Source organism: Runella rosea (genome assembly GCF_003325355.1).
GTDB lineage: Bacteria > Bacteroidota > Bacteroidia > Cytophagales > Spirosomataceae > Runella > Runella rosea.
On record NZ_CP030850.1, the window covers coordinates 4962202 to 4974363 of the forward strand.

10 protein-coding genes are annotated in these 12162 nt (G+C 41.1%); 5 read left to right on the forward strand and 5 right to left on the reverse strand.

What is annotated here, in order from left to right:
- Positions 1-338: 338 nt before the first annotated feature.
- The 3 genes from DR864_RS20605 to DR864_RS29905 all read right to left on the reverse strand — a co-directional run bounded on the left by DR864_RS20605 (position 339) and on the right by DR864_RS29905 (position 5546).
- On the reverse strand, positions 339-3284 hold the full coding sequence (locus DR864_RS20605; protein ID WP_114068743.1) for an SdrD B-like domain-containing protein: 2946 nt from the start codon (positions 3282-3284) through the stop codon (positions 339-341).
- A gap of 965 nt (positions 3285-4249) precedes the next feature.
- The gene (locus tag DR864_RS20610) at positions 4250-5359 is read right to left on the reverse strand and encodes an LpxL/LpxP family acyltransferase (RefSeq protein WP_114068744.1); all 1110 of its coding nucleotides are present in this window, start codon (positions 5357-5359) and stop codon (positions 4250-4252) included.
- Positions 5360-5369: 10 nt separating this feature from the next.
- On the reverse strand, positions 5370-5546 hold the full coding sequence (locus DR864_RS29905) for a hypothetical protein (RefSeq protein ID WP_158549974.1): 177 nt from the start codon (positions 5544-5546) through the stop codon (positions 5370-5372).
- 544 nt (positions 5547-6090) lie between these two features.
- On the opposite strand from DR864_RS29905, the gene DR864_RS20615 reads away from it, so the two are divergent.
- Complete coding sequence (locus tag DR864_RS20615) at positions 6091-6798, forward strand: LytR/AlgR family response regulator transcription factor (RefSeq protein ID WP_162794007.1); 708 nt, start codon at positions 6091-6093, stop codon at positions 6796-6798.
- Between the two features lie 9 nt (positions 6799-6807).
- Here DR864_RS20615 and DR864_RS20620 read toward each other — a convergent pair whose 3' ends face one another.
- Together DR864_RS20620 and DR864_RS20625 are read right to left on the reverse strand one after the other, a co-directional pair.
- Complete coding sequence (locus DR864_RS20620; protein ID WP_114068746.1) at positions 6808-7488, reverse strand: response regulator transcription factor; 681 nt, start codon at positions 7486-7488, stop codon at positions 6808-6810.
- A gap of 193 nt (positions 7489-7681) precedes the next feature.
- Positions 7682-8101 carry a nucleoside-diphosphate kinase gene (locus DR864_RS20625; RefSeq protein ID WP_114070388.1) on the reverse strand — a complete coding sequence of 140 codons (420 nt, stop codon included), beginning with the start codon at positions 8099-8101 and terminating at the stop codon, positions 7682-7684.
- 191 nt (positions 8102-8292) lie between these two features.
- Between DR864_RS20625 and DR864_RS20630 the strand changes: the two genes are divergently transcribed.
- The 4 genes from DR864_RS20630 (at position 8293) to rdgB (ending at position 11979) form a co-directional block, all read left to right on the forward strand.
- Positions 8293-9321: a DHH family phosphoesterase gene (locus DR864_RS20630; RefSeq protein WP_114068747.1), complete on the forward strand. Its 1029-nt coding sequence runs from the start codon at positions 8293-8295 to the stop codon at positions 9319-9321.
- 97 nt (positions 9322-9418) lie between these two features.
- Positions 9419-10300 carry an FKBP-type peptidyl-prolyl cis-trans isomerase gene (locus DR864_RS20635; RefSeq protein WP_114068748.1) on the forward strand — a complete coding sequence of 294 codons (882 nt, stop codon included), beginning with the start codon at positions 9419-9421 and terminating at the stop codon, positions 10298-10300.
- A 118-nt stretch (positions 10301-10418) separates the two neighbouring features.
- Complete coding sequence (locus tag DR864_RS20640) at positions 10419-11354, forward strand: FKBP-type peptidyl-prolyl cis-trans isomerase (RefSeq protein WP_114068749.1); 936 nt, start codon at positions 10419-10421, stop codon at positions 11352-11354.
- 49 nt (positions 11355-11403) lie between these two features.
- The gene (gene rdgB, locus DR864_RS20645; protein WP_114070389.1) at positions 11404-11979 is read left to right on the forward strand and encodes an RdgB/HAM1 family non-canonical purine NTP pyrophosphatase; all 576 of its coding nucleotides are present in this window, start codon (positions 11404-11406) and stop codon (positions 11977-11979) included.
- The last annotated feature ends 183 nt before the right edge of the window (positions 11980-12162 follow it).

Consider the following 12162-nt stretch of genomic DNA (forward strand, 5'->3'; position numbering starts at 1 on the left):
CTAGCTGATTTGTAGAGTGATTGAAAGGAATACGGTATTTTCAGGCCTCAAAGCATGGGTTTTGTGGGGCCTTCTATATTCAAGGTGTAAATTGCGTCTTAGCAGTAAAAATGTACTGTGTAGCCAAAGGTGGGTTCACTTTGTAGCATCAGTTTTTAAAAATGGGCGGTAGAAATTAAATGCATATCAAATTGAAAATGCTCTATAATTTGCTATCTCTAGCCTAAGAATGATTCGTTTTTTGCGGGCGTAGCCTTCCGCAAAAATTAAGCCAAACCCTTTATAACAAAAAGAGAGAGCCCTTGTGAGGCTCTCTCTTTTTATCATAGACATAAATTTTAGAGGGTTTTCCCTGCTTTTTTGGTTTGTTTGATGGTAAAAGGTACGCATAAATCTTCGGGGCAGCAATTGTCGCCAGGTTCGATAATGATGGGACAACACCCTTCGGCGGGGCAGGTATTGTTAAGTGCTTTAAAAGTATACGTACCGGTTTCGCTCAACAATACTTCGTTGCCAGTTGCCACGGGTTCGGCAGTGCCAGTTTTAAACCATTCCACCCCCGTATACTTAGCAGGGACGCTCGCCTGAACTTTTTCGCCGAAGCAAAGTTTTATTGGAACCGTAAAACACTGGCGATCCAAATCATCCTCTCCTTCCTGAGCATTATTGGGGGTTGAGTCTTTGTCTTTTTCGTTGGTTTTGCTGATTTCGGCGGTGTTAAAATGAACACCTACTTGCATAACTTTTATTTTATAGGTCAGCGTGACGGTATCACCGTTGGCGGCAATGTTTCCGATGTTCCACTTAATGACATTATTATTAATGGAAGCCGTACCACGGGAAGCATTAAAAGAGCCATTAATAAATTGAATGCTGGTAGCAATGGAGTCAGCTACTTCTACACCAGTCGCATTGTTGGTAAATTCATTCCATACTTTGAGGGTGTAAGTGAGGGTATCACCGATTTGCGCAACTTTGCTACTTATTTCTTTTTTGAGTGCTAAATCTACTGGATAATCGGCAAATCCTGCGTCGGCTTTAAAATCATTTTGGCCAGCGCCGCCAGTAGTAAATGTAAATGTCAAGTTGGCTCCGGCCTCTTCAAAGTCAGAATCTATATTTTCGGTAGAGCTATTTGGAGTAGTAGGACGAAAACCAAGGAGAGCGGTTTGGGTAGCAAAATCGCCGATTTTAAGGATGTATTTAGTGTCTGTTTTAAGGCCAACTTTGTACTTAACATAAGAAGGTCCATCCGAAACCGTTGCTGATGAGAAGTAATATTGGCCTCCGTTGGCGGATTGTACGCTGGCTAAGGCGGTGCCGTTTGAATCGCAAAGTGTAACTATTACGCCGTCAATCCCAATCTCATTGGCATCTTGTATTCCGTTTTTATTTTTATCCCACCATATTCTGTTGCCGATTTCGATGGGCTGCGGTGCGCACAAAATTTCCAAATCGCCTAAACCATTTGCTTTTCCGAACCCAAATACGTCGTCAGTATATAAAATGGCACCTCCGTTGGGGTTTGGCTCCTCTCCTGTAGCATTTCCATCTTTATTTCCATTTGAATTAATAAGGCGTTTGATTCCTCCTGCATTGGGTACATCAGTGGGGTTAATAGCGGTCATAGCGAGTTTTCCACTACCTGCTAAAAGAGCTAGGCCTGCTTGAGAACTCATTTCATGGTTGCTTCCGTCTTGAGAACGGTCTCCCCAATAGTATTTTCCTCCACCGATGCCAGGCATACTCATTTGTTGAATTGAAGCCGTACTTCCACAAACCGAACCATTGTTTTCAATAATCCACGTCCCGTTGGGGCCGCATGGGCCCGCCCGTAAAATTTCTCCCGGGCCGATAACAGTTACAAAATTGGTGTCATTTGCAATAGGGAATCGATTGTTAAATCCCATTTGATCGGCAAAACGGTCTCGGAGGCCAATAATCATGGAACCGTCAACATCAAACTCAATGTCGGTGAGCCAGGCTTGTGGATAAGTCGTAAAATTATTGTCTCTATCGGGGACCAAATAAGGAAGTGGAATCCAGGGACGCCATTTTTCACCCCTTGCGTCGGTGGTGGGGATGTCAGCGTTGGAGGCACCTTTTAAATAAGTAAGTGGAAAGCTGAGTACTTGCGTAAAGGTGCCATTTTCGAAAGCATAAACGGTGGCGGCCAGCCCAGTGGTGTCGCTTTTATCGAGCGCATCTTCGCGGGTACAAACTACGCCTATGTATACTTTATTCCTATAATATTTAGTCGCAAACGGGCGATAACTTTGCCCATTGCAGGGGTTTGGGATGAGGTACGAAATGGTGTCTTTTGTAGCAATATCCAAAGCATATAGTCTTCGATTGTTTAGATTGGTCAACCAAAGGGTTTTCCCATCATCAGAAATATCCAAATCACCAATACCAACTTTCCCTACGGCGTCGTATGCTGGAATATCATAACTGTCGAGGCGAGCATTTGGCGTAATACTGTCGGGAACATCAGTGTGCATGTCAACGCCTGCTACCGAACCCAAGTTAAAAAACTCAGTGGTAGTGGTATCCGAGTTTCCAAGGGTTGTGACAAAAATAGCCCCTGGCCCCTGTTCTGCAAAACCGACATGACGTTTGGTAAAAGCGGCGGTGAAAATTTGGGCGGTTTCGCGTTTGTAAGCAATTCCCCAAACAGAGCCTAGGTCTTTTACAAAAGCATAATGTGAGACAACCTTGGTGGTGTCAATTACTTCAAATGGTACTCCTACCAATATATCAAGGTTACCGAGGGGAGTAGTGGCAGCATTGACGGATACAAAGCAGGTTGTCACCAATTGGGGGTTGTCTGTATCGCAATAATGATTCGGATAATTAATTCCTAAATTAATACCAGTGGAATTTCCGCTGACAAACTGAACCGAAGTATTGCTTCCGATTGGATTAAAGGGACCGTCGTAGTCGCTTACGGGGAAATCCTTGAATTCTACACGCAGCGTATCCGAACTAGACGTATTGGTGAGCGTGTAGGAGCCGTCGGTGGCGGTGCGTGTCGAGTCGGCCAGTGAGCCATCCTTCTTATAAGCACAAATCAAAATACCTTTTACACCTATTTCGTTAAAGGTAGCGGTGTTTGTTTTAAGTCCATCGGCGTTAAAGTCCCGGTAGACAATTCCCTGGATTGTCTGTGCTTCTACCGATGTTCCTATTAAACAGCAAAGAAAAGCACACTGAACTAGGTGAAAAACAACAAAACGCAGCCCCTTCACGCCTTTGGAGAGTGCATACTCGTACAAAGCCCCCATACACCGAATGTTTAATTGTGATAATTCTTGCCTGACAAACAAAAGTATATATATACCATTTGCTATGGTTTTGGAGCAATAAATATACCATAACTCTCGCTAAAGATTGAAAAGAAGGAAGTATATCTCAATAAAGAGCCAAAAATGAGGAGAAATTTCCTTTTGAAGTAAAAATCATAGGTTTTAAATAGACTTCCCCCACCCGCGAGCTATTGAAGCACGCAACAAAAGGAAGGTATCAATAACCGTACCAAAAATAAATTTTGGAGGTTATTCACCATTAGTCTGTCTATAACTGATTTTTTCGAGCTTAAAAGTGTAGGAAGAGCTGTTTATGCTTTTTTAAGTCAACTAATCGGCTGTTTTTAATAAGCTTCTAAACATTCCATCTTACTTTATATTAAGATTATCACAAATTATACCAAAAGCATAATCTGCGATAATTTATCTTAAAGATAGATAACCAATTGGGATGTTATGTTTGGCGCTTTGTGGGATATTTTGAGGATTGGCGACTGAAGTTATCGGCGTGTAAGGTTTACAACCGAAGTAATAAAAAATAAGAACGTCTATAAACGACATGACCCCGTCTCAAGGAGACGGGGTCAATGCTACACACTTTACCCTACTTTGAAAATTATTTTGAAGCTATCGAATAGCTCGCTTATTGCTTTTTCATAACATTGAGTACAGTCAGTATGAATTGCTCTTTGAAGAGTTTTTTCGACTGTTATTTCAACCACTAAATTAGTATGAATTTGAACACAGACGGCGTTGTTTTTGCTCAAAAAACCGTGAAACCTAACTATTGGCCGGTGAAATGACTATAAAAGCCAGTGAAATGACTGTATTGATGGGTGAATTTGTAGGCCTGTTTTTATCTTTCAGGCATAAATTTTGAAAACAAAATAAAAAATCCTCGATTGGGCGAGGATTTTTGGAGTTCTTAAAACTGAATTTTGGGACTAGATAAGGATTCCCTGTCGAACCAGCTCTTTGAAAATAAATTTTCCGAGCGCTTGTTTTGGATTGACAAAAGGCGGTTTCAAAAGGTAATTTTTTAGACCATCAGAAATTTCGTACGTTGAATAAAGTATCTTATCAAACAATACTGGAGCATCTTGTAGTTCAAAAATACTGTACCTACTAAAGTTGAATTCGTAATGAATTCTTTTGTATGCCGAATTTGGCGGTGACTGTAATGAATCTTCTCGGTTGATTAGTGCGTTGTGAATGTAGTTCCATCCTTCCCATTGTTCTGGATAGGAGGCCACATATTTGGCAAAAAAATCGAAAAGATACTGTAATGTTTTGGTTGAAAACTCTTCTCTGGAAGTTCCTGATTCAGCTTTTATGGCCTCACCAGCATATAGCATATTGGTGCGGTCGGGCTTACGGTACGAAACAACGGGGACGAGTGGCACGCCAGTGATGTAACTAAGATAGGTCATCCCTTTGCGTGCGTTAATTTTTTGACTTAGAAAGTCCACTGGATCAAGTTTTTCATCTCCTGTACCAGTGTTGCCATCTAAGTATACCAACAATGATCTGCCAGATTTAAGCTCTCGGACCAACTTTAGTAAAATTTGAGGGTCCTCAGCATTTAATACACTTACCTCACTGGTGGTATCATATTTCTCCTTCATGCGAGCAGTATAGCTCATCATGGATTCGATTTGTTTACTATAAACGTCCTGCCTGACGATGGTTGAGAAGTTGTGCCCCATCCTGATAAGCAGGTTTGCAATGATCCTATAAGAACCTAAGTGAAACGTGCAGAAAATCTGTGGCGTTTTGTTGGATTTAAGCGATTTTATATTGCCTTTGACATCGCAGAAGTCACCAATTTGCAGTAAATTGCGTTCGAAACTTTCAAAAGCTAAATTTGTTAATAAACTTTTGAAAAGTTCGGCATGTTCTGATTGGGGAATTTCTGGGAGAAAGTTGGTAAGGTTGGCCGAAAAAATAGCAAACCTTACCGTATAACCTTCCTCTTCATGTAAATTCACTCGGTTGAGCGCGTCTTCACAGTCAAGAAGTGCACGTTTATAATTGGCCAAATCCGAGGTTCTCATGCGAATATAATTAAAGAGCTAATGATTGTTCTGCCTGCTTCTCAAGTGAGATACCGTAGCAAGAAGCCATTGGATCTTTATCACCGAAATTCAGGAGGCGGCTTGATTCGTTTTTAGCGTAGAATTTGCCTTCTTTGATGAATGAGTTCAAAGCTTTTTTTGGTTGGATGCTGAATGACTTTTTCATAATTGTTGTGTTTTGAATTAAGTGAAATAATGATTTTAAAATATTGATTTACAATTCCTTGTGTTAAAAGATTTTGTTATATTTATCGTTCTAATCTTTCGACAATGCAAAGGTAGAGTACATCTAAGTTGCAGCCTATCCGTACTAATTGCTATATTTGCAGTGCTTTATAGTCATTATTGACTATTTTGTGTACTTATGCAGTAGTCAAAGTGTGAAAGTTGAAGTTGTTATCAGGTAGTGTAGAGCGTTTTTTGTTATTATGAGTTCACTGACTCTGACTCGGTCTCTTTACAGGAGTCCACAAAATGGATTGATATTTTTGCTGGTGATAGTCCTCTTCTTTGAGATCATAGGATGGGCTATATCACCGGAGAATAAGCTATATACTTACAGCTCTTACCAAACGCTCTTCTCTTACTTAAAGAATCTGTTTCTGGGCTTACTTGCGCCTGAATTTTGTACGCTCTACATAATGGTATTTTTAATTGATGTCTTCCACCGTTTTCTCGGAATTCGGAAGATTAATATCAATTTCTCATCCATGATTAAATATGAGGCGGCATTTCTGCCTTTGTTCTTTATTTCTTTCTTCTTATTCTTCCCGATTACCTTACACGTTCGCTTTTTACTGAGAGAGTTTCCAAACTATTCGCTACATCGCTACATTGAATTGTACGTCTTTCAAGGATTTACCCTGCAAACCTATCTGATGTATCTGCCATTTGTGGTGTTGTTAGGGTATATATTAGTAAATGCCTCGTTGGTAAAAGATTTTTTAGAAAGTGGGAATTCGTCTCAGGTAAAAATTACTCCCATTATCCCCACTACTACCGTTTTTATACCAATAGAACCCCCAACCCCTGCATTACAAGAAGCGGGAGTGGAGAAAAAAGAAGTGTACCCGCGAGTCATTGAAGCCAAGACGGGTACGGGAGATGTTTATCTAAAACTTGACGAATGCTACTACTTTGAGACAGACGAAGAGCGGTACTATGTCGTACATCCAAAGGGTCGTTTCCGAGTCATGAAACCATTATCTGTTTTAGAAGAAGAGTTAGATCCTTTACATTTCTTCAGGGTTCACCGTAGCTACATCATTAACTTGGACCATCTTGACAGCTATATTTACTGGGAAAAAGGTAAATATATCGTTTATATCAAAACCGCTGCGGAGATTAAAGAAATGATGATGTCTCGCCAACGTTTTCCTGCCTTCAAAGATGCTCTTGCTGCCAACCGAAGTAGGTAATCCCTTTTTTTATAACGTATTTATGTGAGATTTGATTTGTAAACCAAATTTCAGCAATTGTCGGTTACTCGAAAGTCCTAGCTTGTGAATTAAGTTCTGTTTGTGATTGGCTAATGTTCGATAGCTAATACAAAGTGAATCAGAGATTTCATAGCCCGTTAACCCTTCCGTCACTAAATAAAGAATCTGCTTCTCACGATTGGTTAATGTTTTCAGCTTTTGCTGTGTATCGCTATCAATCTCATTAAGGCCCTGTTTCTTGATTAAATCTTTAAACCCATCACTGTAGTACTTCGATTGGGTCTGAATGTACAACAGGCATTTGTACAGCTCCTCCAAACGGTCTTCTGAGTACAAATATCCCTGAAAATTGGCGTCGAGGGCCTTGGTCAATTCTTTTGAATTAGAGTTGTTGAAGTAAAGAACCAGTTTGGGAGGACTTGACGATTCCGAAAGTTCTTTTAACAAATGATTGGTTTCTTTGCCAATTAAATTTGCTTCAACAATAACGCACTTGGGCTTTTTGGTGTGGATTTTTTGGATTAGGTCATCGAGTTCATTGGCACGTCCAACTACATCAAATCCTTCTCGCTCCAGTAGTTTACTTAATACTTCGCACGAAAATGGTTCCTCTTTTGCTACCAATACAGAAGAGTCAAGTTTGCGAATTCTCATTTCATTGTTTTTCATAGTCGTTTTTTGAGGATAGTTCAAGCGGTTTGCTATGAAGATACATTAAGGTATACCCAAAACACAAGTTTTTTCCGTGAATCCTACCTTTTTATCCGTGAAATGACTATGAATTTAATGTTTCACGGATATTGCAATAAAAAAGCCTCATCATAAATGAGGCTTTTTGGGATATAATTTAGCTTAAAAAACATTAAAACTGTTCTGTTTTTGAAAAGTAAAAACTACCTTCAAGAGCGGCATTTTCGTCAGAGTCAGAGCCGTGAACGGCGTTTGCTTCGATAGACTTGGCAAACAATTTGCGGATGGTTCCTTCCGCTGCTTGAGCAGGGTTGGTTGCTCCAATCAAGGTACGGAAGTCCGCAACTGCGTTTTCCTTCTCTAAGATGGCCGCATAAATCGGGCCCGACGACATATAATTGCAAAGGTCGTTGTAAAAAGGCCGCTCGGCGTGTACGGCATAAAACTCACCCGCCCGCTCTTTGGTCAACAATGTCTTTTTCAATGCTACAATTCGGAATCCTGCTTCTTCAATTAATTTGAGAATAGCCCCTGAGTTACCATCCGCCACGGCGTCTGGCTTAATCATCGTAAATGTTCGGTTAGTCGTCATTTGTTGGTTCATTTGTAGTTAAAAACAATTTTTGAGCAGCAACTAATAGCTGCTTCATACCAGAACGCTATTGGTTAGGTACATAACGTGGGACAAAATAACGTAGCTGTCCTTCTAAAAAACGCCTCAAAATTAGGAAGTCTATACGGCTTTCGGAAACATTTCAACGAAAGTTACTAACTTTGCAGGCTATGCAACAGTGGAACGCCTTTTACGAGCTTATTAATTCGGATTCAAAACGTTTTGTGATTCTTACCCACCAAAACCCCGACGCAGATGCGATTGGGTCGTCGTTGGGGTGGAAACTGTACCTTCAGAAAAAAGGACACACCGCTACGGTTATTGTTCCTAATGAATGCCCATCAAATTTGCGTTGGATGCCCGATTATGCCGAGGTGATTACATTTGATCAAAATGCACAGACGGTTACTCAATCCAAAAAACTTCTCCAAGAAGCTGATGTCATCTGTTGTTTGGATTTTAATGCATTGCATCGAATCAAAGGCTTGGGGAGTTTGGCGCAAAGCTCGACGGCAATTAAAATATTGATTGACCATCATTTGGAGCCAGAACCGTTTGCTGATTTTGAGTTTTCAGACACTACCAAGGCCGCTACTGCTCAGTATATTTGGGAAATTATTAAACAAATGGGTGATGCTGAATTGGTAGATAAACCCATGGCAGAATGTCTCTATGCAGGTATCATGACCGATACTGGTTCTTTCAGACACGGTAACACTACGCCCGAAGTACACTTAGCGGTGGCCGATTTGATGAGGACGGGCTTGAATACAAACTATGTTCACCGGGCTATTTTTGACAATAATTCATTGGGAAGAACCCGACTACTTGGATATGTATTGTCGGAAAAACTTACTTGGTTGCCCGAATACCGCACCGTTTATATGACGCTTTCACTTGAGGAACTCAAACGGTTTAATTCCGAGATTGGAGATACGGAGGGAATTGTCAATTTTGGCCTTTCGCTCGAAAACGTTGTAATGTCTGTATTGCTCATTGAGCGCCGTGATGAAATAAAACTTTCGTTTCGTTCGGTACAAGATTTTTCAGTGCGCGAACTTGCCAACAAATATTTTTCAGGAGGAGGGCACAAGAATGCTTCGGGCGGACGTACAAGTACGAGCTTACCAGAAACAGTAAATTTGCTTTTATCCATCTTGCCCGAATACCAAACCCAACTTTTAAACGTTGAAAAATAGTTTGGTTGTCAATATCTTAGCTAAATTAAGCATTAAATATCAATAAAATCAATCACAAATAACGCATAACAATTAACTGTGCAAGAGCACTCATTTCATGAAATTTAAATCAATACTTTCTTTGTTTGCGGCGGGAGCCTTGCTTGCTGCGTGTAACAATCGCGTCAGTGTAAGCGATACAGGCTTAAAATATCAAATTCATGACCAAAAAGGTGATGGCCGCAAACCCAAAATCGGTGATATATTGACAGTACAATTGGTACTGAAAAACAGCCGTGACTCGGTGTTGCGTGATACCTATAAAGAAGGCCGTCCTCTTCAGGTGATGCTCCAAACGCCTCCGTTCAAAGGGTCTTTTGAAGAAGGGTTGGCTATGCTTGCCAAAGGCGATAGCGCTTCCTTTTTTGTAAGCGCAGACTCGCTCTTTACGCGTATGATGCAACCTCTGCCTCCAGGAATTGCTAAAGGAACAGATATCCAGTTTACGGTAAAAGTCATTGAAGTTCAAAACGAGCAGGAGTTCCAGAAAGGACAAGCCGCCGCTCGCGAAGGACAGGTAAAAGTGGATGCTAAAATCATTGATGCCTACGTAGCTAAAAATTCTTTGAAAACCGTTGAAACGCCATCGGGGTTAAACTACGTAATCGTAAAAGAAGGTGATGGAGTTAAGCCTGTGGCAGGCAATATGGTATCTGTTCATTACGTTGGAAAATTGTTGGATGGCAAAGAATTTGATAGTTCTTACAAAAATCCGCAGAGTGGTGGCAAACCCGTTGATTTTCCAATTGGCCAGGGAATGGTTATCCCAGGCTGGGAAGAAGGAATCATGAACATGAAAAAAGGCGGGAAAAGCACGTTTATTATCCCATCAAGCTTAGCTTATGGGGAGGCAGGTTCTCCAGGTACTATTCCGCCAAACTCCGTATTGGTGTTTGATGTTGAGCTTGTAGATGTTAAGAATGCACCCAAGCAGCAATAAATAGTTGTTAGTGAATAGTGATTAGTGAGTCGTTTTTTGAATGGCAAAACCCACAAACCACCTCTCACTAATCACGTTTTACATAATCACTTAGTTACAAATTATTTAATAAACCAGAATGAGGGGGACGTTAATTTTAGGGTTAGCAGTAAGCTTAGCTGTTACGATTGTAGCTTGCGAGCAAACCGAGGAAGCCTTTCAGGACCGTAAAACACGCGACAATAAAGCGGAAATACGGAGCTATCTGCTCGCTAATAACATACAGGCCGATAGCCTTCGTAATGGATTGTATTTCAGCATCCTGAATAAAAATCCGAATGCTCAAAAACCGCAGATAGGCGATGAGATTACGTTTCGTTACATTGCCCGGCGCCTAGACGGCACTATCGTCGATAGTAGCCAAGTAGGGATAAACGATGTGTATATTCGCTCTTTTAATTCCAATGATATTACGGCGGCGGGGTATGCAATGACTTACCGCTTCAATGCAGTACCTTCATTTGAAGAACTTTTAGCAGCACCACAGGAAAAAATCAGAGAGGGAGATAAAGTCTCGCTTTTTGTGCCGTGGTCGCTGAGAGGAACGGGGGATGTGTCGCTGTTGGCACCTTTATATATTCCAATTCGATACGATTTGGATATTCTTAAAGTGAGAACCGAAGAAGAGCAAATTGATGATTTTGTGGCGTTGAACAAAATTCAGGGATTGGAAAAAAATCCAACGAATGGCCTTCGATTTGTAAAAACCAAAGCATATCCCGACTCCGCATTGATTGCCGTTAATACAACCGTCAGTGTGACTTACACAGGAAAATTGATTCGGAATGGAGTACAATTTGATTCTGGAACAATAGACGTAAGTGTAGTAGACCCAACGGGTAATGCCTCTGGCGGAGTAGTAAAAGGCTTTAACGACGGAGTAGCAAAGCTCCGATTCGGTGAGAAAGCAATTGTCATTTTTCCATCGGCACTTGGCTATTCAGTACAGGGGAGTGCTGGAAAAATTCCGGCCTATTCGCCGCTTTATTTTGAAATAGAAGCCAAACGAAAATAATTACTTTACTAAAAGCGGCGTTAGCGTCGCTTTTTTTATGTTCAATTTTATGCAACTCTGTTTTGCTACCAACAATGCCCACAAACTGGCAGAAATCAAGGCGCTTTTAGGGGAAACCTTTGCGCTCAAAACATTGAAAGAAATTGGTTGTGAGGAAGAACTTCCCGAAACAACCGATACCATTGAAGGCAATTCCCGTCAAAAAGCCGAATACGTTTGGGAACATTTTGGCGTCGATTGCTTTGCCGATGACTCAGGCCTAGAAATAACTGCCCTCAACGGTGCGCCGGGCGTGCACTCGGCCTATTATGGTGGTTCAAGAGATTTTCAGGGCAACATTGCGCGGGTGTTGGAAGAACTAAAATCAGCGTCTGACCGAAGCGCACGGTTCAAGACCGTTATTACTTTGGTTCTTCAAGGCAAGGTCTATCAATTTGAAGGGGTTATTACGGGTCAGTTGCTTAAAGAACAACGCGGAAGCCAAGGGTTTGGGTATGACCCTATTTTTGTTCCAGATGGCCACGAACGAACATTTGCGGAAATGTCGATTGAGGAAAAAGGAAAAATCAGCCATCGTTCTCGTGCTTTTGCCCAATTAGTCGATTTCTTAAAGCCTTATTCTTGACACTCAATGATAAGCAGTAAAGGTATTTTGTATTTTCTTTTCCCCAGCTCTGTTGCATCGAACTAGACCATTTTGCGAGGGTGTATGGATTGACAAACATTCTTTCCATAAAATCACTGCTATTGATTACGTCTTTTTAGTATTTTTACTTTTCCTAGAATTATTATACCTCTAACAGCGCCT